Genomic DNA, 25204 nt, shown 5'->3' with positions numbered 1-25204 from the left:
ATAGTTACGGGATGCCCGTGATGTATGGGCTGTGAGTTCTTTCGCGTAATCGACGCGAGAGCTTTTGGTATTCAGAGAACAGCAGCCCAGTAAGATTCAGTAATAAAGGATGTAATTCCCATGGTGCCGTAGGATTAGAAATCTGTAGATTGATTTCTAACCCACAAAGGGCTGGCCATGGAAGCATCAAAACACAAGCTCGGACTTGTCGGGGCAACATTCTTTATTGTTGCAAGCCTTGCAGGCAGCGGCGTAATTGCCTTGCCGCAGCAACTGGCGGCAATTGGTTCAATAACGCTGTTTTCGTTTCTGCTTGTAACGGGAGGAGCGTTATGCCTGACTTTAGTATACGTAAGAGCAGGGGCACTGTTTGATGACCCCAGCCCGACCGGTCTTTCCGCATACGTGAACCCGATTCTCGGTGCGAAAAGCGGTTTGTTCTATGTGTATTCAAACCTTATCTCTAATGTATCTATCCTCATAGCCGGACTCGGCTACCTCACGTACTTTGTCCCTTCATTGAATCATCCCATGGTATTGGGACTGGTTGTTATTTCCCTGATATGGGTGTTTACCCTCCTTGCGCTACGCGGAGCCAAGTTTGTTACGCTTGTTGTCTCCTGTTCCGTTACTCTTCTTCTTATATCCGTATTTCTGACAGCCTTACTTGGCTGGTTTTCATTTGATGTGCATCTGTTTGAACAGAACTGGAATGTCACCAGCCTGCCTCCGGGCAAAGCTGTCCTTTCCGGTTTTGCGGTACTGCTTTTTTCCTATGTGGGCGTTGAAGCCGTCGCCAACAACTATGAACTCGTGAATAATCCTAAACGGAATGTGCCCATTGCGACCATCGTGGGATTCGTTATCGTCGCGATTCTATACATTGTCTCAACCACGGTACTTGAGGGAATGTTCACCGCAAAGGTTATACAGAATCAACCGGCGACGTTCTCACTCTCTATTTCCCATATTTTCGGATCTAAACTGCTCGGCCAGATTTCATCATTGGTTATGGCTGTTGCGTGCCTTTCCAGTTTCCTTGTGTGGAACCTTTCTGTGGTCAGCGCTGCGAAAACAAGTGCTGATAACGGTTTTTTGCCTAAACTGTATTCCTATACCAACAAATATAATGTCGGCAGCCGCGGGCTGTTACTCAACGCAGCCATCATGACTGCTGTTGAGCTTGGTCTTATGTTTTTAGGCAGTAATATTGCTGCGGCGTTTAATCTGACCGTGACTATCTCCGTACTTCTTGTGCTGTTTCCGTATTTCTGGTCTGGAATTGCTCTTGTTAAAAAAGGGTTTGAGACAGGAAAACATTCATATTTTGACATTACAATAGTTACGCTTTCTTCAATCTTCATCCTCTCTGCATTTGAGTCAGCAAATTTTGCAGAATTATGGCTTGTAATTGCATGTGTAATGATCGCCCTTGCGGGGTATGTTGTAGTTTTTGCCGCAAAATCAAAATAATTTGGATACGATAGACGTTGTTGAAAGACAGGAGAGCTGAATGAAACTTACAAAAGTAGATTGGCCGGTGCTTATTGTATCCAGCCTGTTTGATGCAAATAATGATGCAGGTAACAGAATGCGCGAGTTGGAACATGCTCTTATTACAGAGCAGAATTGCAGCGTGATTCGGGCGTATTGTTATGACGATGCTGCCAGTATCGTGCATAATCGTGCGGATCTGGGTGTGATTGTTATCGACTGGGAAATCGGGAATGAAACAAAAATTCAGTGTGGAAGACCGGAGACGTTGCTGAAAGAGATTCGGGCACGAAACAAGAGTATTCCGGTTTGTCTGCTGACGGACAGTGCAGGGCGGCACAGTATTGCAACTGACCTATTGGCAATGCTTGATGAGTTGCTATGGAAGCACGCGGATACTGTTGATTTTCTGGCAGGAAGGATTGAAACCCTGCTGCTTGAATATATTAAACAGATTAACCCTGTCTTTTTTTCGACGCTGGTTCAATACGCCGAGGCATATAAGTATGCATGGCATACTCCGGGGCATATGGGCGGCGAGGGCTTTTTGAAAAGTCCGGCCGGAGTCGGGATGTATAAGTTTTTCGGGGAAAATGTTTTCAGGGCAGACCTCTCCATCTCCGTACCGGAGCTTGGGTCGCTGCTCGATCATAGCGGAGTGGTAGGAGATGCAGAACAAAAGTCTGCAAAAGTATTCGGGGCAGATTTAACGTTTTATGTGCTTAACGGTACCTCGAATGCAAATCAGATAATATGGCGTTCGCAGGCGGTGCGTGATGACATAGCCGTTGTGGACAGAAACTGTCATAAATCTCTGAATTACTCCATGGTTATCACAGATATTTATCCTGTCTACATGCAGCCGCGGCGCAACCAGCTCGGAATAATAGGCCCGTGCAGGCTCAAAGAGTTCAGCAAAGAGACAATTCAGCAGAACATCAAAAAAAGCCCGATTATTCCGGATGCGAAAAAGCGTGCCGAGCCTGTTATGTCTGCCCTTACAAACTCGACGTATGATGGTCTCTGCTACAATGTTTCGACTATCAAGGAGCAGTTGGAGAAGAACGTTAAAAACATGCATTTTGACGAAGCATGGTATGCGTACGCAAAGTTTCATCCAATATATGCAAATCATTTTGGAATGGCGGAAACGCCGCATGAAAAACACCCGCCGATCTTCTGCTCTCAGTCAACGCACAAGCTTCTTACAGCATTTTCCCAGTCGTCCATGCTGCATGTAAAACACGGCAGCCATACGAAGATCGATCAGGCTGAAATGAACGAATCATATATGATGCATGGCTCTACATCTCCTCAGTACAGTATGATTGCATCATTGGATGTTGCCACAAAGATAATGGAAGACAGCGGCACAATTCTTCTTTCTGATTGTATTTATGCTGCGGTGGTGCTGAGGCAGAAAATTGCCGGTATTGCGGCGGAAATGAAAGAGAAAGGCAGTTGGTTCTTTTCCATGTGGCAACCGGAGGACGTAGAGTTTGAGCATGCGCTTGTTCCGTTCACAAAGGTTCCGGCAACGTATCTGAGCACGACGCAGGAACCGTGGGTGCTTGATGCTGGAAATAACTGGCATGGATTTACTGATATTGAAGACAATTTCGTTATGCTCGATCCCATCAAGTTGACAATTACCACACCGGGATTGAATTTAGACGGGTCGTACCAGTCGTCAGGCATACCGGCTATGATCGTGACAGACTATTTAATCAGGCACGGTATTGTGTGTGAAAAGACAGATTATTATTCGTTCCTGCTGCTTAATTCCATAGGTACGACAAAGGCCAAGCAGGGAACGTTACTGACGGCATTACTGAAGTTTAAAGAATGCTACGATAAGAACATGCCGATGCAGGATGTTTTCCCGGATCTTGTAAAGCAGTATCCGGAATCGTATCAGCATCTGGGATTGCGGGAGCATTGTGACGCAATCCATGCCTATTACAAAGAACATGACCTGCTGGGAAAAATGCATGATGCGTTTGAGATTATACCGCACCAAGTTATGAAGCCGTCTGATGCCTATCAGGAAGTGGTTAAAAAGAATGTGGAATATGTTGCACTCAAAGATCTTCATAACCGTGTGGCAGCCGTTATGCTTGTTCCGTATCCTCCGGGTATCCCGATTCTTATGGGCGGGGAAACTGTGGACAGCGCCGCACAGCCGATTCTGGAATACCTGAGGACTCGGGAAGCATTTGAAAACACGTTCCCGGGCTACGAGAGTGACATACATGGTGTTGAACGGTTCAAAAAGGGCGGCAAGACCTATTTCAAAACACTGTGTGTGAAGGTGTAGACGTGTCGTTTCTACCCGTTTTGATATAAAAACAAAAAGCTCCTTCAGCCGTGTACCGGTCGGGGGAGCTTTTCTCTTGGATACGTACTAGTTGGAATTAGTTTTACGATAACTTCCCGGGGATACGCCCATTACTTTCCGGAATGTGCGCGTGAAGTGGCTTTGATCGTAAAAGCCTAACGAGAGTGCAAGTTCGCTTAGCGGAATGTTCATGCGTAATCGTTGCCGTGCTTCGGCAACACGGTGGGCTTGCAGGTAATCGTTAGGGCTTATTCCCATGCGTTTTGTGAAAAGCCGTTGGAGATGGAACGGACTTAGGCAGGCGTGTTCCGCAAGGGACGAAAGAGGCAGCTTTTGTGCATGGTTCTTTTGAAGGAACTCACAGGTGCTGTCTACAACAGATTCATCCTGTTGTGTGATTTTGTGCGGTATCGGCGGCTGATGCTGTAGCAGGGTAGAGATATAGCGTTGTATTGAAGCAAGGGCATGATCGCTCATGCCCTGTTTTTTTATAAGGGTAAAGATAGCCTGAAGTTGTTTAGAAAGCAGTTTGTCCCTGCAGCAGACATATGGAAAGAAAGGTGGTGGATGCCCGATTCCAAAGAGCTGCACTGCAAGTGCTTCCACAAATTCCGGCTTAATGCTGAGAATGCTGTAGCAATGATCGGCACTGCATGTACATGTGTGAACCTGTGCAGGTTGCAGCACAAACGATTCCTGTTCAGAAACGGATTCTGTACAGCCGCCGCATGTGATGTCACGCGTTCCTTTCTCAACAAGACCAAAGAGGTATGTTGCGTGGATGTGGCGTTGAAAGGTGTTGCGTATCCGCTTGCCGAATATTGCCTCAATCCCTAACTCTTCAGAAAGGTTGATAGTGCGTATTTCGCTTTTCTCTTTCGCCATCCTTGCCCACGTACATCATTAAGCAGCCGGTGGAAAAAATTTTGCCAGCATGAGAAGTCCGTCAGAGCCAGCCTTCACCTGATGGAGTTCACCTTTGTCGATAACCGTCATAACTCCTGAAGTATAACAGATTGTTTTTCCGGTTAAAACACATTCTCCGTGCCCGTCTACAATTTCATGCAACTCTTTCTGGTCTTCATGGCAGTGTGTTTCCAGACCGCATAAGGGGTCAACTTTTATAAGGTGAGAGCTGAAGGTGTTGCCAGTGTCCGCACCGGAGAGCAAAAGTTTCAGTTGAACCCCTTTGAACTTGGGATGGTCAACCCACGCCACGTCAGTAAGATCTTTTGAACCATGTGAAAAGTATACAGTATTGTTTGCAATAGTAGAAACATTCATTGATATTCTCCTTAGTGTTTTTTTTAAAGGTAGCTGCGGTGTGCTTTACCGTATTGTACAATCTTGCTTACTTGGAGGAAGGGCTGTGTATACGGTGTGCAGACAGCTGTATTTTTGATTGCAAACAGTCATAAATTGTTGTTGTGAAACTTGACTTTGTGCTAAAAATCACAATATAGTCTTTTTTATTCTGATATAATAAATTCAATGTCTTGTATGACTTTCAAGAGGAGGGTGGATGTTGAGACTTAATGTTAGACAGCGGATTATCGCAGGTTTTCTCATCCTCTCGATTTGTTTAGGGGGGCAGACACTCTTTTCCTACAAACAGTTGCTGCTTGTTGAAGATAAAACATACTCTGTTGAATTTATTGATGATGTCGAAAGCTCTATTTTGAATTTTCGTCGGCAGGAAAAGAACTATCTGCTGTATGGAGAAAAGAGCAGTTACCAGCTTGCATTGAGTGAAATAGAAGAGACGCTTGAATTGCTGGGTGGACATGCTGATTTGAATTTTGATGAAGCTATGACGGACAGCATCATTGAGTTGAAAAAAACTATTTCCGAGTATCGAGACCGTATTGTTGCCATGTATGCAGCTGCAACCAAGCAGAAACGTAATCTTGATGACGAAGTTGGAAAGCTGCGTGAAATAGGGCAGGAGCTTGTTTTTAAAGCGCAAAGTATTGCGGACTTGGAACGTGCTAATATTCTTAAAATTAACAGACAATTGCGTAAGCAGCTGCTGTTCTCTATTTTGGCAGTGACATTTTTATTTCTGTGTACCCTGTATTTTATCACTAAACGCATTGTGGGGCCGCTGAAGGTTATTGAAGAAACCACAACGCAAATTGCGCAAGGGAATTTTGCCCATGTAGATGTGAAAAATATGTCTGATGAAATATCCAAGGTACAGATTGCCTTTAACCGTATGGTTTCCGAGCTGGAGCATCGACAGGCGCAGTTAGTACAGGCGCAGAAAATGTCCTCTATCGGTACCTTGAGTGCGGGAATCGCACATCAGGTAAACAACCCGCTCAATAATATTTCCACTTCAGCACAAATCCTTCAGGGCGAACTGAAGGAATCCATTAATCCCTTCGCCAAAAAGCTCCTTGATAATATTGAAACAGAGACAGCACGCGCACGGGATATTGTACGCGGCTTATTGGAATTTGCACGATGCACAGAGTTGTCGCTGCGTACTGTTTCATTAAAGAACGTTGTGGATAACGCGGTTCAACTTGTTTCTTCGCAGATACCCTCGGGTGTTACTCTTGAGGTCAACGTACCGGACAATATTTTTGTGCACCTTGATCCGCAGAGAATGGGCGAGGTGCTGATTAATCTTATTATCAACGCCACGCAGGCTATGAAAGAACAGACTTCAGGTTTCATTTCTATTTCTGTTCTCAAAGAGCAGGTTGAGGACTTTGTCACACTTGTTGTGTCCGATTCCGGCGAAGGCATACCTGAAGAGGATTTGCCTAAAGTATTTGACCCGTTCTTTACCAGCAAGGATGTGGGAGAAGGTACAGGGCTTGGACTTTCTGTTGCGTATGGCATCATCGAAGAGTTTGACGGCGAAATCCGTGTTGAAAGTACACTCGGTGCCGGCTCCAGATTTTATATAGATTTACCATTGAGACACCACGATTAGAGTGTTGCCTGAAAGAGTCATTCACGCTGGGCTGTTAGTCGTCATTATGTTTGGTGGCATTCGGCTCAAAAGTAACTGTAGGGCGTTATGATTGATGCAAAGATATTGATTGCTGAAGACGAGCTGATTGCTCGGGAAAATTTGGCGCATGTGTTAACTCAGCAGGGAGCGACTGTAACCGCTGTCGAGAACGGGGCACAGGCTCAGGCGGCTATCGAAAAAGAGCAGTTCGATGTTGTTTTAACCGATATGCGTATGCCCGATATCAGCGGGCTTGAGTTGCTTCAGTTTATCAAGGTAACATCGCCGGACACAGAGGTTATTATATTAACAGGATATGCCACTGTGGATAGCGCCGTGCAGGCTATGGGGAGTGGGGCATTTCAATATCTGGCAAAGCCTGTACGTCTGGATGAAGTTACGTTGCTGACCCAGAAGGCATTGGAAAAAAAGAGACTGAAAGAAGAAGTCGCCATGTTGAGGACTCAGCTTGAGGCATCCGGTTCCGACAGGATAATCGGCAACAGTGCTCCTATTATTCAGCTGAAGCATCAGATTGATCAGGTTGCGGCTGTTGGATGTACTGTGCTTATTCAAGGGGAAACGGGAACAGGCAAAGAACTGGTGGCTAAAGCCCTGCATATGGGAAGTCCTAGACGAAACAACTTGTTTTTTGCCATTAACTGCGCGTCATTTAATGAAGAATTGCTGGCAAATGAACTGTTCGGGCATGAAAAATCAGCCTTTACAGGCGCGAACAGTGCCAAGAAAGGGCTTCTTGAATCTGCGGATCATGGTACTTTTTTTCTGGATGAAGTAGGGGATATGCCGCTGAGTATGCAGGCAAACCTGCTGAGGGTTCTGGAAACCAGAAAACTGCTCAGGGTAGGCGGCACAATTGAGGTGCCGGTAGATGTGCGCATTATTGCCGCAACAAACAGAGATTTGCTGAGCATGGTAGAGCATGGGACGTTCCGTCGAGACCTGTATTACAGGCTTAACGTAATAACGCTGGAGGTTCCTCCGCTTCGTAAGCGCAAAGACGATATCCCGCTGCTGGCCAGTTTTTTTGTGAACAAGTTTGCGTCCGTGTTCAAGAAAAACATTACCGATATTGACGATGACGTGCTCAATATCCTGAGTGACTATGCGTTTCCCGGTAACGTACGGGAACTGGAAAATATGATGGAACGCGCAGTTGTGCTCTGTAACGGAAGGGTTATTCGCGTTGCGCAGTTACCTCCCGATTTGTGGGGAGACCATCTGATTCCGGCAGCAGTACCTAAAGCTCCTGTTGAATTTGATGATATAGTGTCATTGGAGGACAATGAACGCCGCTACCTTAGCTGGGTACTGGAACAGACAGACGGCAACAAAAGCCGTGCAGCAGAACTGCTGGGTCTGAACAGAGGTTCCCTGTGGAGAAAAATGAAGCGGCTCGGGCTTGAAAGCTAGTCTGCCGATGGCAGCAACACGTGCTCAACTATTTCGTTGATGGACGATACAAAGTGCAGTTCCGCTGCATTACGCACCTCATCATTCATTACCTGAACTTCCTTTTTATTGCGTTCCGGCAGCAGAATTACACGTACACCGGCCTGTTGTGCTGCCAGAATTTTCTCACGCAGTCCGCCTACAGGTAATATCCTTCCGCTCAGGGTGAATTCCCCTGTCAGCGCAACATCCCTTCTTGCCGGCCGTTTGGTAAGCAGTGACAATAATGCCATGACGATTGTTACCCCTGCTGATGCGCCATCTTTCGAGATGTCACCGGCAGGGATGTGCACATGAATATCCCTTTGCTCGAACAGATTTTCATCTATTGAGAATTTTGTGGCATTACTCCGCAGAAAACTGAGTGCAGTCTGGGCGGATTCTTTCAGAACTTCTCCCAGTGAGCCGGTCATAATCAATCGACCGCTGCCTTTCATTTTGGCTGTCTCAATGTAGATAAGCTGCCCGCCGTATTCACTCCACACCAGTCCCGTTGTGACACCGATAAGCGGCTGCGCAGTAGCGGCCTCAAATGTATATCGTTCATATCCGAGCAGGGAGACAATGTCTTCGCTTGAAATAGTGATTGGCGGCTTTTTGAGCTGTTGCAGAATCTGTAAATTGATCTTGCGGCAGACATTACCTATTTCCCTGTTCACGCTGCGCAGTCCCGCATCTCTGGTGTAGCCGGAAATGAGGGTGGACATGGCCTCCGGTGTGAAAGCGATTTCGTTTTGGGAGTATCCGAGTGTGCGCAGTTGACGCGGGGCAAGATAATCCAGCCCGATCTGTTTTTTTTCGTTCAGTGTGTAGCAGGAGAAGGGAATAATCTCCATTCTGTCGCGCAATGGTGCCGGAAGATTGTCCACCATGTTTGCCGTTGTAATAAACATTACCTTTGAAAGATCGAACGGAGTATCAAGATAGTAGTCTAAAAAGTGTCTGTTCTGTTCAGGGTCAAGAATTTCCAGCAGGACAGAGGCGGGATCCCCCCTGAAGTCCTGACCTATCTTATCTATTTCATCCAGCATAAATACCGGGTTATTCACGCCGCATTTGTTCAGTTCGCTGATGATGCGACCTGCCATTGCGCCTACGTACGTACGCCTGTGCCCGCGAAGCTCGGCTTCATCACGCATGCCCGCAAGAGACAACCTGATGAATTTTCTGGAGAGAGCATTTGCAACGGATTTGCCGATGGATGTCTTTCCGGTTCCCGGAGGGCCTGTGAAGCAGAGGATAGGGCCGGAAACGGAGCACGCTTGCTTTTGCTGTTCAAGAATTTCCTGAACGGCATTGCGAAGAATTTCTAAATTGATGGGTTTAGGAAGGTAGTGCAACGCGCCTTTTTTAAGCGCACCGATGGCGTTATCAACGGTTGCGTACCCCGTAACGATAATAAGTTTAGTGTCCGGCCATTTTTCCTGAACATAGTTGAGCAGTTCCAGCCCGTCCATCTTCTGCATTTTGAGGTCGGTTACAATGCAGTCCACATTGCGTTCTTCCAGAATGTCCACAGCTTCCAGACCATTTGATGCCGTAAGCACTTCGCAGGAAAGTTTGTCGAGGGAATAGGCCATATTGTCGCGGGAAATTTGTTCATCATCCACAACAAGCACAGTGCTTTTTTTGATATGGCATGTGATGTTGGAAGCCAGATATTCCAGAATGCGCTGCTTAACGCCATTCAGGCCGAAGTGCTCCTGATTGAGAACTGTGACGGCGTGCTCAAGTTCCAGATTATCCTGCGAGGAAATATTCCACGGAAGAGAGAGTAGCAATTCTACATAGGTTACGCCCAGCCCGAATTCAGCAAAGGAAGAATCTGTTCTGTCCAGCTTGGTGAGTTCTTCGAGTGCTATATGCCGTACGTTTTCAGGAAGCTTTGACTTCTCGACGGCGATACGCAGCTCTTCCTGCATGGTCAGTGTCGGTTCCGGTACAGGAGCTACATCCTCTGGTTTGCTAAAAAATCTCATCTTTCCCGCCTTTTGTTTATCTATGTATATCAGGTTGATATTTGTAAATCTACGCATTCTGTTGCTGTAAATTGCAGCAATGATTCTATGAAATCATCCAATGTTGCAAACGAAATGCTGCAAATTACAGCGGAAGAGTTGTGTTTGCTGTAATTTGTAACAGTTTTTGATGCTGCAAAAACGCACCTTTAGAATAAAGTTAAATAAAACAGTATATTATTAGTTGGCATGAATGCTGCTAACTAGTGAGCAATACCCACGAGGAGAATGGTGAGATAATTCATGAAGATAATGAAAATGTTGGAGTCCATAACCACAGCAGCCGCTTTTGCAGAAGCAGGCGAGTGGGATACGGCTTTGGACATGATGAAGGCCGATGATAAGCAGAAAAAGATTATCGTCGCCTATGACGGAGAGCCAGCCGAACGGCAGGTTATTCAGGCTGCGTTGCCAATTGCAGCACGTTTGCAGTGCGAACTTTTGTTTGCATGCGTGCAGGGTAAAGCAAAAGCAGAGCAGCTGGGCAAACAGTTTCTTGAATCTTCGAACCGTTCTTTTAAACGAATTTTCAGCGAGGAGGTCGCGAAATTACCAAATTCAATAGCAACCATACATGCTAGGCAGGTTGTTGTGTTTTCGAGCTTTAACGAGGCAGTGCGAAATATTTGCAATGAAACGAGAGAAGTAGAGTTTGTTATTCTAAGATGCGAGGAATGCAAACCGGCTCAATTACACATAGATGTGCCCTATTTTTTTATGACGAATACTTAGCAGAACGGAACTGCTGAGTAATACAGAGACCTACGCTTTAGAAAAAGGAGGGCGTTGTGAATCTGTTTAAGACGCTAGAAAGATTATTTGTAGCAGTCGTATTTGCTGAGAGTGGCGATAGTGAGATGGCAAGTCTTATCGTCAACGAGCAGAAAAGAAAGAAAGCAACATCGAAAAAACAGGCTTCAGAGAACGCAAGAAAAAGACCCCAAATGCGTGCGTAATACCATAGCGCAGGTAGTACTGAAGGAGAAGTTATGAATACCGCTCATGATAGAAAGAAAAAAGCTAAAATTAATGCCTTGTTATTTGGCGCAGTAAGTGTCGCTTTATACTCTGCTGCGTTTTACTATGCAGATCCAATGGTAGAATTGTACGCAAAAGGTGGCGCATACTGTCTGCTGCCTGTTGCTACCGTATTTTTGTTCTCCTATGTTCATGGCAACTTTGCCAGCAACGTCTGGACAGCCCTTGGCATTGAAGCTTCTTCAAGTGCAGGCAGAAAGACTAAGGCTGCAGAAGCAACCCCTCGTAAAGAGACCCGCACCCGCGCCACCGTTAATGCTTAGTGGCAAGTAGTCAGGAGATATACCATGCATGATTTATTATTAGATGGCGCACGCTTTGTAGACCTGTCTCTGGTGGGTGTGCTGTTCTTGTTCTTCGTTGGATTTGTTGGCGGACTGGTAAGTGGCTTTATCGGCTCCGGTGGTGCATTTGTTCTTACTCCGGGTATGATGAGTCTCGGTGTTCCGGGACCTGTAGCTGTAGCAAGTAACATGTGTCATAAATTTCCTAAAGCTCTTGTAGGTGCATTAAAACGCTACAAATACGGGCAGGTAGATATCAAATTGGGACTGATTGTCGGCGTTTCTGCTGAAGTCGGTGTTCAGATTGGTATCCAGATCCAGAAGCTTATTCTGGAACTATGGGGCCCTGCCGGTTCAAACCTGTATGTTTCCTTAGCGTTTGTATTTGTTCTGGTTACAGTGGGCAGCTTTGTTATGAAAGATGCTATCACCACTAAACGTAATGGTGGCGAAGAAAAAGTAACCAACATTGCTAAGAAATTGCAGAGCATTGAACTGTGGCCGATGGTAAACTTTAAAGGCAGCAACATCCGCATTTCATTCTGGTTTACCGCACCGGTTGGCCTTGCCGCTGGTCTGCTTGCAGCAACCATCGCTGTTGGCGGTTTCGCAGGTGTACCGGGTATGATTTACATCATCGGTATGTCCAGCCTTATGGCATCCGCAACCGAACTTGTTGTAGCGTTTGTTATGGGACTCGGCGGTACACTTATCTGGGCATTCTACGGAATGGTAGATATTCGCCTTACCCTCATCATCCTCGCAGGTTCTCTCTTCGGCGTACAGCTTGGTGCTATCGGTACTACGTACGTAAAAGACTATGTAATCAAATACGTAATGGCGACCATTATGTTAATCGTTGCTTTCAGCCGCGGTCTTGCAATTCCTAAATATCTCAAGCAACTTGAAGCTATTAACTGGGATGCAACTCTTATCTCCAGCATGAGTAAAACCAGCTTCGGTCTTATGTGTTTTGCTCTCGGTGTTGGTGCATTCATCATTCTTAAAGCAATGATTGTAGGACGCAGAAAAGAACGTCAGATGGCAATGGCTGCTGGTACCAACGTATAAAGCTTGATCTCATCTAAGTATAGAAGGGCGTTACGAATGTATAAAAAAATGCTTGTGGCCTTCGACGGCGCAGAATCCTCAATGGACATAGTTCGGCAGGCAGCACGCTTTGCACGTTCTGAAAACTCCATAGTTGATATTGTTACGGTTTGTCCGGAATATCAGGGGAATTTGCGTATCCAAGGCGATGCAAGTGTGTTGTACGAAATGTACGACAGCATTCGTAACGCTCTTAATGATGCTGTCGCCATGTGCAAAGCAGATGGTGTGCAGGTGCGGGGACATTTTTTAACGGGCAACCCTGCGGATGTGCTTGCAGAGCAGATAGAAGCTCTTGGCAGTGACATAGTTGCCCTTGGTACACACTCTTCCCAGCTGTTACATTCTGTTGTGATCGGCTCAGTTGCCGGTACGGTTGTGCGTCATTCGGATATTGATCTGCTGATCATTACCGGAGACAAGGAATTGTCAGTGCAGAACATTTTCTTAGCGTATGACGGAAGTGCAGAAGCTGGCATTGCCGCACGTCAGGCTTGTGCTCTGGCAGAACGGTATGGCTCACGGCTGACGGCTGGAATCGCTTACGAAATGGATATGGAGGCGTTCAGCCTATCTCCGGTTGTAGAAAGTGCCGCTGTCGAGAAAACAGAACTGGCCGTGGAGTCTATAAAAAATATCGTTGCTTCTGCTGATGTGAGAGACTTTGATGTGGCAGTGCGCTACGGCAATCCTCCGCACGAGGTTCTTGTAGAAGAGGCTCAGAAGAGTGATGCAGGGTTGATTGTCATAGGGGCGTGTTCACGCAGTAAGCTTTCCCACCTTCTTGTGGGCGGGGTAGTACATAAACTTGTATATAGCAGTGCGTGTCCCGTACTTATCGTAAAGGAGCAGGCCCAATGAGCGTAAGTGTAGCAGCAGAAGAATGTGAGACTGTAGAAGAACTGGATACTCTTTCTCAGGAGAATATGCAGTATAGCGCCTACACATTTATGGATGTAGACGCAAATGAGCAGCGGAAATTTGACCATATGGTGCTGTCTGAGTCTCAGGTTGTAAAGGGTGGGCTTGTTGTGTTTGCAATGAAGTCCGAAAAGCCGCGCTATTACACCGTGCAGTCTATTGATGACGAAAAGCAGCTGATTGAACTGGTAAAACCGCAGAATGCAATTGGTAAAGTTGTCTTGCTGTTTGCCTTGCTAGGTGCGTGCTGGTTCGTGCTCGATTACATTATGAGCCTATTTTTATAGGCTTTTGTTGTGAGTTCAAAGAAGTTCTATCTACTCAAGTAACCTATAAAAAAATACCACAGCGGAACCTGCTCCGCGTGTCTCTTTGACACAGAAGCAGATTACAAATTTACCTCGGACACGTAACTGCATGAGCCTCTTGTGGCAGAAAGAGGCATATGCAACTTATGTGGCTAATTGTTCCGTACCGGCTGCTTGTTTTTTCCTCCTGCAGCCCTTTGCCGCCTCCTCATATAGTGGAGGCGGCATTTAGTTTTGTGGGGGAAGAAACAGAAGGGAAGAAATTCTTTTGTGTCGTACTATTTGCCTGTAGTAACCGTCGTAAGAGTAATGTCACGTTTTTTATTGTTTACGTGACTCCGTTGTCTTCATGGTTGTCCTTACATAGAAAATGATCAGTATACCGTCATTTTTTTTGTATCTATCTAAGGACAAATACTATGAATTTACTTCGGATTGCGATCTTGGGCGTGTTCCTGCTTGTTTCATCTGTAACAACAGGCTGGGCAGATACTGTTGTTCTGGCTTCCGGTGCCGGATATAAAAAAATGGTAACTGCACTTACTTCTGCGTATACGCAGAAGACTGGGCATACTGTTGACCTTATTTTCGGTAATATGGCCCGTGTGACCACGTTGGCGAAACAGAAAGATAAAGTCGGTCTGGTTCTAGGTGACAGCAGCTTTTTGGAAAGAGCACATCTTCCGATGCAATCTGCACAGGAACTCGGTCGCGGAAAACTTGTGCTGGCATTTTCAAAATCTGTAAAGGCATCAACCGTTGCAGATCTGGATAACCCGCACGTAAGTCGCATTGCTCTGCCTGATGCAAAAAAGGCTATTTACGGAAAAGCTGCACGTGAATTTTTGCAGTCCAGTGGCAGGCTCCCTTCTATTCAGCCTAAACTGCTGGAAGTTTCCACCGTTCCTCAGGTATTTTCCTACATTGCAACCAACGAGGTTGATATGGGGTTCCTGAACCTTACTCACGCGTTGAATGTTGCTGATAAGCTCGGCGGATATGTGTTGGTGGATGACTCACTGTATTCCCCGATTTCTATCGTTGTAGGTGTGCTTGCCAATGCATCGCAGAAAAAAGAGCAGCAGGACTTTTTACAGTTCCTCAACACGCCGGAAGCACAGGCTATCGTTCGTAAACATGGACTGTAGTCTGTATGGACTTTGTTGCAATTTTATCAGAGCAGCAAACCACGGCTCCTTTGTATCTTACTGTTAAGACTCTGGGGCTTGTTGGTTTGCTGCACTTAGTAAGCGGCGTTTTGCTTGGCTATTATCTTACCAGTAAAAAAAGCATGATGCGCTCTGTTGTGGATTTTCTTGTGACGCTGCCACTGGTGTTTCCACCTATTGCCACGGGATTTGTGCTGCTGATGCTGCTTGGGCGTTCCGGCCTTATCGGTCATGCGCTTCCTGTGGATATAGTCTTCAGTTTTACAGGTGTGGTCATCGCATCATTTGTTGCGGGGCTGCCGCTTATGGTAAAATCTGTTGAAACAGCATTGCGGGGGGATGTTCGCCGTTTGGCGGAACTAGCCCATGTGCTGGGTAAAAGCGACTGGGAAACCTTTTGGCTGGTACTTCTTCCCAACATCCGGCGCAGTATTGCTACCGGCTGGTTTCTTGCCCTCGGTAGAGGATTGGGTGAAGTGGGTATTACCCTTATGCTGGGGGGAAATATTATTGGCAAAACCAATACGCTGTCCCTTGAAATTTACAATGCCGTGTTCAGCGGAGAATTTGACAGGGCAGTGGTGCTCGCATCAATTTTGGCCGTTTTTTCCTGTATAATCTTTATTGCGTTGAAAAAACTTTCGTCACCTAACCTGATATAGGCGTACCGAACACAACTACGATGATCACACACACCTTCCTTCATATTAAAGGAATCAGCAAACGGCAGGAGCAATCCCTATGGGAACAGGGGATAACGGACTGGGCGCTGTATGAAAACGTAGCGCCGAAGTCTCGTGTGCCGGCATTGCAGAATTCTTTCCATGCACTGCGCACGGGAAACGTGAACTTTTTCGCGCGTTCTCTGCCGGGGACGGAATTGTATAGAATTGCCTTGGGATTTCCTGATGATGTGATGTTTCTGTGTGCCGAAACAACAGGAACCAGCCTGTATTATGATTCTCTGACCATGGTTGGCTGGTCGTTTGGCAGTTCCTACGGCGTGTATGTTGAAGGGGAGGATCCAGCTCCTTTTGTGGAGGCTGTACAGCGCGCAAAGGTTCTTGTGACCTTTAATGGCACGCAGCATGACTGCAAATTTATACAGAAGCATTTTCCGGAACTGGTTTTACCCGTTGTGCATATTGATCTGCGATACAGTGCAAAGCGTGCAGGTTTTTCCGGTGGCAGAAGTGCCATCGAACAGGCTGCGGGGCTGGTTCGTCTGACTACTTCGGAGACCGCATCAGTGCTATGGCACAGGTATCGCCGCGGGAACAACTCTGCGTTGCGGCGGATGATCACCTATAACCATGCGGATGTTGAAGCGCAGAAAGTGTTGTTGGACGCCTGTATTCGCCGCATGTATGCCAAGGCTTCCATTCCCGATGCTGTACAGTCTTCTGTCCGTTTTGCTGATTCATTAAGTGTAATCAGATGGGCAAAAACGAAAGATGCGTTACCCCGTTCCGGCATTACCGTCTCTGCGTATAAGAGTGAACAGGCGTCTGCTGTGACATATGGTACACTGCAAGCGGAAAGACCGCTTGATGATGTGTGCGTTGTCGGGATTGACCTTGTGGCTTCTGAAAAACGGGAATCAGGCTTCTGCATTCTGCATGGCAATGCGGCTATAACATCCCGTGTTAAAACGGATGAAGAGATGATTGCAGTGGCACTTTCTGCCGGAGCGGATGTTGTTTCCATAGATTCGCCGCTCGGTATCCCGCATGGCAGAACATCATTCTGGGATGACGACCCGATGCGCGAGCAGTGCGGTATTACGCGTGAATGCGAACGGCAGTTGAAGCAGCGCGGAGTTTCAAGTTACCCGTGTCTTATTCCCAGTATGCAGAAGTTGACGCAGCGGGGTATGGGGCTGGCGGAAAAATTCAGGGCACATGGTCTAGAAGTTATTGAAGGATATCCCGGAGGAACGCAGGATATCCTTTCTATTCCGCGTAAGCAGGCAGGATTGCAAGACCTTATTGAGGGGCTGAAAGAGTTCGGTATTACCGGCCGGTTTATACAGGATGCAGCTCGACAGACAGAGGAAATGCAGGCAAAAAACAATTCCACAGTGAGCAGGCCGAAAAAAATACGCGCAAAAGAGAGTTGGGCTAATTACGCAGGCAATCGGACGTCAGAAGATCGCCTGACTTCCCCGCAGGAATTGGAAGCACGGCAGAACTTCCTTCATCACTACAGGTTGCAACAGAGCAAGCGTGCAAAGATCACTCATGATGAGCTGGATGCCATCACCTCTGCCATAGTGGGACTGTTTTATCTTTGCGGTAGATATGAAGCTTTGGGGAATGCGGAAGAAGGCTTTTTGATTGTGCCTGATGTCAGATAGGAGTGGTCTAACAATAATACGCTGATAATTTGGTTTGCGGCAGCCTTTGCAGTGTACATAATGCACAGTGGCGGGTATGAGTGCCTCATCAGAATGGTGTACGAAAGTATACGTAAAAAGTCAGTTTATATTGGCGGCGCTCTTTACTAAAAGGTATAAACATCACAATGAAAGAAAATGATCCTTTTTACACTAAGCTTGCCTGGGTAATTATGCTTTCCGGCGTTGCTGCAGGTATTGGTATCTTTGTGTATTGTGTTAAGAACGGCTTATAGTCGCAAGCCCTCTTTTTTCCGGGGGCGAGTGCGGTAAGATATGTTTAGTGGTCCTGTACTTATTGTGCAGGACATATTTTTTTTGCAGCGTCAGCAATAAGACCTGCATGTGGGTTAGTAGTAATTTGAACTTTGGGTACATGGAAAGATATGTCTAATTTTGTTTTTATTACGTTGCTTGCAGCGTTTCCAGCGCTTTCTACGGATATGTATCTTCCTGCGTTGCCTATTATTCAGGAACAGATGGGGATCCCGTTAGCTACCGCAAACTTGTCGCTGGTACTTTTCTTTGTGTTTTTCAGTTTTTTCCTGTTGGTCTACGGGCCGTTGTCAGACCGCGTAGGTAGACGGCCAGTCTTACTGGGGGGCATTACCCTCTATATTGTCGGATGTATTCTGTGTGCTTTGGCTCAGAGCATCTGGCTGCTTGTGGCTGCCCGTATTGTTCAGGCAGCAGGAGCGGCGTCAGCTTCAGCACTTGCCATGGCTCTGGCAAAGGATGTCTATACGGGCGTTGAACGTCAGAAGGTATTGGCATACATCGGGGTTATTATTCCGCTGTGCCCGATGCTGGCTCCATTGTTTGGTAGTGTCGTTTTGAAATATACTTCATGGAACTGGATTTTTATATGTCAGGCGGTGCTTGCAACGCTGGCAATGTACGGAACACTTACCTTTAAAGAGCCTGAGTTTGAGAAAATACGTGGTTCTGTGTGGAAGGTAATTTCCCGCTATGCCGCTGTGTTGTCGAATATGCAGTTCTCGTTAAGTTGCTTCACCTTTTCCTTTATGGGAATAGGCTTCTATGCATTTCTTGCAGGTTCCGCAGATATTTATATTGTGTCATTCGGACTTACCGAACAGCAGTACGCGTTGCTGTTCGGGGGCAACGCCTTCGGCTTTATGCTGGGATCGTTGCTTTGTTCCCGTTTGTGTGTCGATATGACATCTATGGAGATTTTACGGAGTTCCCTTACCGGCATCCTGTTGTCGAGTATTGCCCTGTGCTTTTTCTGTAATACGATTACGGGCTTTGCTGTTACGATGTTCATGATGACGTTTTCCATGGGGGTTAGTCGTCCGGTGAGTAACCATATGATCTTGGAAACCGTAGATACCGACGTGGGAACCGCTTCGTCCCTTCTCACGTTTACGTACTTCATCCTCGGGGCACTCGCGATGCAGTTTATTTCCTTTGACTGGGCCAGCAAACCGTTAGTCATAGGGGAAATGGGTATTGCTTCCGCTATGATCCCTCTTGTGGCGTTGTTCTTTCTGCGTAAAAAGCATCAAAAAGCCTAGTAAACAGCATAATAAAAGCCCCGTACAGCGAACTGTGCGGGGCTTTTATTGTATAGCAATCCTAGTTGGTTTCTTCCGGCTTACACCATACGCAGAAGTTTTCTTCGCGTTCGGTTACTGTACTGCTGCATGTAGGGCAGCCGTTTTTAATTCCGCCAGCTTGAACAACTTTTACTACGTCGCCAGTGTTGGCAACCCATGCTCCGTTAGGGCCTTTGGAAAATCCGAGCATGCCACATTTTTCGCAGTAGTAGTTTAACATTTTATTATCATTACATCTACGGCATCCGTTCATGAATATTCTCGCTTTATGGTAAGAGCCTTGTGGCTTGTTTGTATAAACGTGAACGTTCCTAATAGGGGGATGAAAAATGCAAGTCAACGGGTACTACAGCGAGGCTTGCACTGCATCCTGTTCAGACTCATATGTAATGACGAGCAGCCGCGATGCGCCGCCCACAGCCTTTGTGGTGTTAGCAGGCGTTGTTGAGCGCGTTGCTTAATTCAACCAGCAGGGCATTTTTTTCGGTTGCGGTGCATTCGTGAACAAAATCTTCCAACAGTCCGATGACTTCTTCAACGCACGGGGCGTTGTTATCCTGCAGAATTTCAGCAATAAATACAGTCATAGCCATACCGTCGGCACGGTTTAATTCCGCACTTTGTTCTCTAGGAACGGCAGTTTCTTCTTCCCATACGTATTTTTCACAGTATGGGCTGTCTTTTAATACATTTTTAATAGTCTGTTCACATTTGCTAAGGATACGCATAAAGTAAATACCTTTTCCTAAGAGGTTGTGTTTGCAAAATTTGTAATGATATGAAGTGAGAATGTAAAGGGGACGTAGGCAGATATAGACAAAGTGAGCCGTTTTAATAAAATCTGCTATGACAAATCGTTGTATATAGAAAAATTTTACTAGAACTTATCTTTTAAAGTGTCACTAACATGGCCTGTATTGTTTCTAATCTATAAAAAAAGCCAATTCCTAACATGCAGTGCATATATCGGGGTTGGCTTTTTTGGTGTTGCAATTTTGTGTTTGTGTGCAGCGTTGCTAAGCAACTCTGCGTCGTGTTTGCAAGGTAGAAACAGTTTTGAAAACGAAATGTTCTTTATTGAAGAGGGGCATAATTGCTCCCATCGGAAAGAAAAAGAGCATAAAGCGGATAGCGACATAGCTAACAATTATTGTTGCGATGTACAGTTCAAACGTTGCAAGGGTTGAAACCTGTTTTACTACTTCCTGCTGCCATCCTTGAGTGTTCATCCATGCACTGACTTTATATAGTGCTGTTGACCCGATTACGAGTGGAAATGTGAAGGATGCGTAGGCCGGACTGAATGGAAGCCGAAGAAGCTTTGTAAATGCGACATAGAGTACAAACGTCATGAGTACCGCAATGCCGAGCAACAGCGCAATAATAAGAGCTGAAGGGGTGCGTGTCATAGACAGGTAGCCAGCAAGAGAGAGGCTTGCAGGTGCTGCCATAATTGCAATAGTCGGTTTCGCTGCGTCTGCAATTTCGTTGCAGAACATGAAGCGATAGATCATGACCGGCAGCATGATGGCGTATGCAATCATTCCGAAGTACAGCAATAATGTTGCAAAGGTGTAAAAGTGAGTTCCTGCAAAACTTACGTTTGCTACGATAATACCTACAGGTGGCACAAACCAGCTTGGAACCATTTTATGCAAGGAAAAGTCGTTGATCTGGTGGAAAATAAATATCGCAAGGAATATAAGGTGAATTCCGACAGCAGCAACCCAAAGGGTTTCGCCGGCTAACGGAGCAACTTTTGAAACGGTGTTGGAAATAACCATAGTTGCCATGGCAAACGTTGGTGCAACGCTACCAAGAACATGGTGAGAAAGATCGCTAAGCAACGTTTTAGGGTAAAAAACAAAACGGGCAAGAAGCGCGATGAGCAATACGGCAGCAATAGCTGCGCCTGTTGACTGTGCGTATCCGTGAAACGGTGCTGCGTTTTCCCAACACCAACCAAGGCTGGCAATACCCAGAGCAAGACCGGCAGTAGGAGTAGGAATATCAGCGACTCGAATAATAGATTTAGGGTGGTTCATTGCGACCTCTTTTGTAGTGAATGTGTGAGGCCTTATAGGAATAATTTAAAATGTAGTATAGTTTAATGTTTTTAATTTTTTGGTAAATTGAATTGAATGTATATCTGGGAACGATTGTTAGCTTTTTTAACAAGCTGTATATTCAATACTTTTTTCTTTAGAAAAAAGGTGGGCAGCGTTTGGGTTTAGAATTTCCTTTGCATAGGTATATAACAAAAGCCAGAATTTCACCTGCGGTTCGGCTTGTGTGATTCTGGCTTCTGAAGCATCTTGTGCTGTCAAGTATGGTCGATACGGTGGGGCCGTTTGACACCACAAGGTGCGTGTGGTTGGCCTCGATCTTACAGGGGGGGTAAGTAAGATGCGGGGATCGGTATTACTACGCCAGATATGCCAACCTTTGTCAGAAAATTTGTTTTGGAGAATCTTATAGCCTGAACATACAACAAAGCCTTATTGGTTCAGCAACCCGTTTTGCAGAAAAAAGAACTTCATTGTCCGGAGTCATCTTTTTTTTCAGAATGCAGCGTTGATGACGTAATACTGCATTCAGTAGTTTCCTGAGATAGATTTTTCCCTGATAGCGTATCTGTGTAGAGAGAACAAATCGAATGATCTGATTAGGTGATTCAATTCGTATGGGTAGCCGCTATGGAATGAGCTTGCTTTATGTAACTCACTACCTTACTGAGTAATTCTTGTACCTGTTAACCTGCTTTAAAAATGAGAATAGAATGAATTTGCCTTCTCAGCTTGCCCGTTATGGTGGATGCCTGTTTGCGTTGATGGCGACTGTTATCTGGTCCGGCAACTTTATTGTTGCTCGTGGATTATCAAGTGAGATCGCTCCTGTTACTCTTGCTTTTTGTCGCTGGACAACCGCAACGGTTGTGTTGCTGCCGTTTGCAATGACTGCATTGTACCGCCAGCGTGCAGAGTTGCTTGCAAGTTTGCGTCACTTAGTCCCTACTGCATTTCTTGGTGTTACAGTCTTTAACACATTAATTTATATTGCAGGGCATAAGACAACCGCATTGAACCTGTCGTTGATTGCCATTTTTTCTCCGGTTTTCATTATCATTCTCGCGCATATTTTTTTAAAGGATCGAATTACGCTCGCCCGTCTGTGTGGTGTTGTGCTTTCTATATGCGGTGTTGTGCTGCTCACAACCCGCGGTGATCTTGGTTTATTACTGCAATTGCAGTTTAATGAAGGCGATCTGTTGATGCTGTTCGCCACGCTTATTTTTGCAGTCTACACAATACTAGTCCGACGCAAGCCGGTGGCGCTGTTGCCTACAGCATATCTTGGTGCAAACTTTATTCTCGGCTGGATTATGCTTCTTCCGTGGGTATTGTGGGAATGGACATACGCACCGCCAGTCATGCCCGCACCACACGTTATGGGGGCGATCCTGTATATCGGTGTCGGTGCATCACTTCTGTCCTATCTGTTCTGGAACTACGCCATTGCCAGCATAGGCCCGTCTAAGGCGGGGATAGTGTATTACAGTTTACCGCTTTTCTGTGGTCTTGAGGCATGGCTTATTTTAGGTGAGGCTGTCACATGGGTGCACGGGGTTTCCGGCCTCCTGATTGTGTGCGGTATTTTTATCGCGAACCGTCAGTAGCGGGCGGTAGCGAGGCGAGATAGGTTTCAGCCACGGAAAGGTGCTTTTGCAGCGTCGCTTCTTCCATGCGTTGCAATCCCCAGATCATAGGGCGTGTGCGATTGTTGTTTTCAAACAGCTCATAGTGCGTATAAATAAACCGCCAGTACAGTCCGTCCCATATGGTACACCAGTCCCCTTGAGGAAAATCGCTCATTTTGCGCACGTAATTGCTGCTGCTTATATAGGGTTTGGTCGTTATGAGTCCTCCGTCTGCATACTGGCTCATGCCGTATACATTGGGAACCATCACCCAGTCGTAGGCGTCTATAAACAGCTCCAGAAACCATAAGTGCACCTGCGTGGGGTCGAATTCGCAGAGCAGCATGAAATTTCCCAGAATCATAAGCCGTTCAATATGATGGCAATACCCGTGTTTCAACACTCTGTTGATGACGGTATCTACCGGGACGATGCCTGTGGTTCCTGTGTAGAATGATTGCGGGATGGGGCGTGTGTGTTTGAAAAAATTTGCATTCCGCTGTTGTACCCCCAGTTTGCAGTAGGTGGCGTGCATAAATTCCCGCCAGCCGATGATCTGCCTCACAAATCCTTCTATAGAATTCAGGGGAATATCTCCCTCTTTCCATTTGTCCAGTACAGCGTTGAGTACCTGTTGCGGACTGAGCAGTCCTATGTTCAGTGCTGGAGAGATCAGGGAGTGGAAGAGAAAGTCGTAGTCGTGCAGTATGGCATCCTGATAGATGCCGAAATGGGGCAGCTTGTGCTTGATGAAATCATGAAGCCATTGCTGAGCCTGTTCGTGTGTATGGGGGTAGAGCAGCGGCGCGTCTGCTCCGAATGCCTCCGCGTAGGTAGCTGCAACATGCGCCTGTGCCTCCATGGCAAACTCGGACGTCACATCAGGCGGCGGTGGAGGAACAGGAACAACTCCGTCATACGCATAGCGGTTCTGGGCATCCATTGACCACTTTCCGCCTTCGGGCTTGCCGTTTTCTTTTAAGAGAACCTGCAGTGCCTTGCGTTGGGCTGTATAGAATGATGATTGACGCGGCTTGTCTCCCAAAAGTTCTTCGGCTTCCTTCTTTTGCAGAAAGAATGCAGGGGTAGGTTCTATAGTCAGCGTAATGTTGTTTGCGCTGCATCCGCGTGTAAGTCGTTTTTCCAGTAAGTAGTCGGAAGGGGCGGCTATGTATATGCGGGTAATGTTTGCATCTGCCAGTGCCACAAACAGGTTGTGCATATCCGGTGAGGGAGAGTGGGGGATATATGTGGTGGTATGCCCTGCCTGTTGCAGATGGTGTTCATAGGCTTTCAGGCTGGCTCGATGAAGCATCAGCTTTTGTCTGTGGAAGTTCTTTTGCCAGCGGTAGTCGCCGAACATAAGTTGTTCTTCCAGCAAAAAGACAGGACGGTTCTGCGTCACTGCAGGATGGTTCAAAAAAAGCTGGTGGGGAAAGATAACTGCTGCTTCTCGCATATCAACACCTCATGGAAGCAGTGTAGCAGGTCTTCTATTTTACTTCCATTATGACGGGGATTTGTTGATATGCGAGATTCAGCAATTGCGTTGGTTGGTTGTGTTTAATCAATATTAAACAACGGCTAGCTCCATTTTTCCCCATACGCTGACTTTGTCACCGCATTGGGCAAAAACGCCTTCGATGCCATACTGCTGCAATCGTGCGGCTTCTTCTGTCACACGCTCAACATCGCCGGGAAGTTTGAGCATATTGCAAAGTGATGTTGCACAGGCGTCTGCAAGACTTCCATTTTTGGATCGGACTGCAACCAGTTCACCGGAACCTAAGCTGACAGAATGACCGATGGTTGCGGATGAGGCACAGATGCCCACAGGGAAGTCTGTATCATCCAGTTTAATGCCGATCGTGGCATCGCTGTTCGGGTCTGGTAAGAGACCTGCAATTCTTGGTTTGGAAGAAAGCATGTACACATCGCCCCCGTTCTCAACAATGAGCTCGGTACTTTGGTATGCAAATTTTTCGCACACCATTTGTGAGATAGTGCCCGCCACCGCTGCCATAGGCCCAACATTAGCAATGCTGGCAGATTCTGCCATGCGCTTAATGATGAGTGCTGCGTGTGCCGGAACTTCAACAGGCGAATAACTTTCTAAAAACTCGGGGTGAAACGTGATGTAGGATTTCAGTATACCGCGTAGTTCAGATACATACGCGGCTATCTCCAGAGACAGGTTCTTGCATGCGGTTACATGCAGATCTGTCTCTTCGACAAGAACCTGAAAGGCCAGCTCATCGTCGTGCCGAGTATACTGTTGCCGATAGTGTCGTAAAGGATTGCTGTATGCTTTTGTGCTCATTGTTATTCTATACCGGTGCAGTCACTATTTTGCAACTCTACACTGTAATGGAAACGGTTGCATAAGGAGTGATGAAGGATAGAGGCGTATTGAA

23 protein-coding genes are annotated in these 25204 nt (G+C 46.4%); 15 read left to right on the top strand and 8 right to left on the bottom strand.

Going from position 1 to position 25204, the window contains the following annotated elements:
• The first annotated feature begins 177 nt into the window (after positions 1–177).
• Together F461_RS0116045 and F461_RS0116040 are read left to right on the top strand one after the other, a co-directional pair.
• Positions 178–1473 carry an amino acid permease gene (locus tag F461_RS0116045; RefSeq protein ID WP_020002178.1) on the top strand — a complete coding sequence of 432 codons (1296 nt, stop codon included), beginning with the start codon at positions 178–180 and terminating at the stop codon, positions 1471–1473.
• A gap of 40 nt (positions 1474–1513) precedes the next feature.
• Entirely contained in the window at positions 1514–3811 is a 2298-nt protein-coding gene (locus F461_RS0116040; RefSeq protein ID WP_020002177.1) for an Orn/Lys/Arg family decarboxylase, read from the top strand.
• 87 nt (positions 3812–3898) lie between these two features.
• On the opposite strand, the gene F461_RS18860 is transcribed toward F461_RS0116040, so the two are convergent.
• Together F461_RS18860 and F461_RS0116030 are read right to left on the bottom strand one after the other, a co-directional pair.
• Positions 3899–4717 (bottom strand): AraC family transcriptional regulator, encoded by an 819-nt coding sequence (locus F461_RS18860; RefSeq protein WP_020002176.1) that lies wholly within the window; start codon positions 4715–4717, stop codon positions 3899–3901.
• An 18-nt stretch (positions 4718–4735) separates the two neighbouring features.
• Positions 4736–5116: a cupin domain-containing protein gene (locus F461_RS0116030; protein WP_020002175.1), complete on the bottom strand. Its 381-nt coding sequence runs from the start codon at positions 5114–5116 to the stop codon at positions 4736–4738.
• Between the two features lie 238 nt (positions 5117–5354).
• Here F461_RS0116030 and F461_RS0116025 point away from each other — a divergent pair, with 238 nt between their 5' ends.
• Both F461_RS0116025 and F461_RS0116020 read left to right on the top strand, forming a co-directional pair.
• Positions 5355–6776 carry a sensor histidine kinase gene (locus tag F461_RS0116025; protein ID WP_020002174.1) on the top strand — a complete coding sequence of 474 codons (1422 nt, stop codon included), beginning with the start codon at positions 5355–5357 and terminating at the stop codon, positions 6774–6776.
• A gap of 87 nt (positions 6777–6863) precedes the next feature.
• On the top strand, positions 6864–8231 hold the full coding sequence (locus tag F461_RS0116020) for a sigma-54-dependent transcriptional regulator (protein WP_020002173.1): 1368 nt from the start codon (positions 6864–6866) through the stop codon (positions 8229–8231).
• On the opposite strand, the gene F461_RS0116015 is transcribed toward F461_RS0116020, so the two are convergent.
• Entirely contained in the window at positions 8228–10249 is a 2022-nt protein-coding gene (locus F461_RS0116015) for a S16 family serine protease (protein ID WP_020002172.1), read from the bottom strand. The genes F461_RS0116020 and F461_RS0116015 overlap by 4 nt on opposite strands.
• Positions 10250–10531: 282 nt before the next feature.
• On the opposite strand from F461_RS0116015, the gene F461_RS0116010 reads away from it, so the two are divergent.
• From F461_RS0116010 to F461_RS0115960, 10 genes are all read left to right on the top strand, one after another.
• Positions 10532–11020 carry a hypothetical protein gene (locus tag F461_RS0116010; protein WP_020002171.1) on the top strand — a complete coding sequence of 163 codons (489 nt, stop codon included), beginning with the start codon at positions 10532–10534 and terminating at the stop codon, positions 11018–11020.
• Between the two features lie 56 nt (positions 11021–11076).
• Entirely contained in the window at positions 11077–11244 is a 168-nt protein-coding gene (locus tag F461_RS19235; RefSeq protein ID WP_020002170.1) for a hypothetical protein, read from the top strand.
• Positions 11245–11277: 33 nt separating this feature from the next.
• Entirely contained in the window at positions 11278–11589 is a 312-nt protein-coding gene (locus F461_RS0116000) for a hypothetical protein (protein ID WP_020002169.1), read from the top strand.
• Positions 11590–11613: 24 nt separating this feature from the next.
• Positions 11614–12681: a sulfite exporter TauE/SafE family protein gene (locus F461_RS0115995; RefSeq protein WP_020002168.1), complete on the top strand. Its 1068-nt coding sequence runs from the start codon at positions 11614–11616 to the stop codon at positions 12679–12681.
• A gap of 36 nt (positions 12682–12717) precedes the next feature.
• Positions 12718–13581 (top strand): universal stress protein, encoded by an 864-nt coding sequence (locus F461_RS0115990; protein ID WP_020002167.1) that lies wholly within the window; start codon positions 12718–12720, stop codon positions 13579–13581.
• Positions 13578–13928 (top strand): hypothetical protein, encoded by a 351-nt coding sequence (locus F461_RS0115985; protein ID WP_020002166.1) that lies wholly within the window; start codon positions 13578–13580, stop codon positions 13926–13928. The genes F461_RS0115990 and F461_RS0115985 overlap by 4 nt, the downstream gene beginning before the upstream one ends.
• Before the next feature lie 440 nt (positions 13929–14368).
• Positions 14369–15097, top strand: a complete 729-nt coding sequence (gene modA, locus F461_RS0115980) for a molybdate ABC transporter substrate-binding protein (RefSeq protein ID WP_020002165.1) — start codon at positions 14369–14371, stop codon at positions 15095–15097.
• Positions 15098–15102: 5 nt separating this feature from the next.
• Positions 15103–15780, top strand: a complete 678-nt coding sequence (locus F461_RS0115975) for a molybdate ABC transporter permease subunit (RefSeq protein WP_020002164.1) — start codon at positions 15103–15105, stop codon at positions 15778–15780.
• 20 nt (positions 15781–15800) lie between these two features.
• Positions 15801–17474, top strand: a complete 1674-nt coding sequence (locus F461_RS0115970) for a ribonuclease H-like domain-containing protein (protein WP_020002163.1) — start codon at positions 15801–15803, stop codon at positions 17472–17474.
• Between the two features lie 425 nt (positions 17475–17899).
• The gene (locus F461_RS0115960) at positions 17900–19051 is read left to right on the top strand and encodes a Bcr/CflA family efflux MFS transporter (protein ID WP_020002161.1); all 1152 of its coding nucleotides are present in this window, start codon (positions 17900–17902) and stop codon (positions 19049–19051) included.
• Positions 19052–19112: 61 nt separating this feature from the next.
• Here the strand turns inward: F461_RS0115960 and F461_RS0115955 are convergent, their stop codons facing one another.
• The 3 genes from F461_RS0115955 to F461_RS0115945 all read right to left on the bottom strand — a co-directional run bounded on the left by F461_RS0115955 (position 19113) and on the right by F461_RS0115945 (position 21138).
• A complete protein-coding gene (locus tag F461_RS0115955) occupies positions 19113–19313 on the bottom strand; it encodes a hypothetical protein (protein ID WP_020002160.1) in 201 nt (66 codons plus the stop codon).
• A gap of 211 nt (positions 19314–19524) precedes the next feature.
• Positions 19525–19821: a hypothetical protein gene (locus tag F461_RS0115950; RefSeq protein WP_020002159.1), complete on the bottom strand. Its 297-nt coding sequence runs from the start codon at positions 19819–19821 to the stop codon at positions 19525–19527.
• 288 nt (positions 19822–20109) lie between these two features.
• Complete coding sequence (locus tag F461_RS0115945) at positions 20110–21138, bottom strand: TDT family transporter (RefSeq protein WP_020002158.1); 1029 nt, start codon at positions 21136–21138, stop codon at positions 20110–20112.
• A 734-nt stretch (positions 21139–21872) separates the two neighbouring features.
• On the opposite strand from F461_RS0115945, the gene F461_RS0115935 reads away from it, so the two are divergent.
• On the top strand, positions 21873–22769 hold the full coding sequence (locus tag F461_RS0115935) for a DMT family transporter (RefSeq protein ID WP_020002157.1): 897 nt from the start codon (positions 21873–21875) through the stop codon (positions 22767–22769).
• Here F461_RS0115935 and F461_RS0115930 read toward each other — a convergent pair.
• Together F461_RS0115930 and F461_RS0115925 are read right to left on the bottom strand one after the other, a co-directional pair.
• On the bottom strand, positions 22750–24249 hold the full coding sequence (locus F461_RS0115930) for a cryptochrome/photolyase family protein (RefSeq protein WP_020002156.1): 1500 nt from the start codon (positions 24247–24249) through the stop codon (positions 22750–22752). The genes F461_RS0115935 and F461_RS0115930 overlap by 20 nt on opposite strands.
• A 114-nt stretch (positions 24250–24363) precedes the next feature.
• The gene (locus F461_RS0115925) at positions 24364–25110 is read right to left on the bottom strand and encodes a UPF0280 family protein (RefSeq protein ID WP_020002155.1); all 747 of its coding nucleotides are present in this window, start codon (positions 25108–25110) and stop codon (positions 24364–24366) included.
• Between the last annotated feature and the right edge of the window lie 94 nt (positions 25111–25204).

It is taken from the genome of Halodesulfovibrio aestuarii DSM 17919 = ATCC 29578, assembly GCF_000384815.1.
Classification (GTDB): domain Bacteria; phylum Desulfobacterota; class Desulfovibrionia; order Desulfovibrionales; family Desulfovibrionaceae; genus Halodesulfovibrio; species Halodesulfovibrio aestuarii.
The sequence above is the reverse complement of the archived record's forward strand: the minus strand, read 5'-3'. Positions and strand labels throughout refer to the sequence as shown.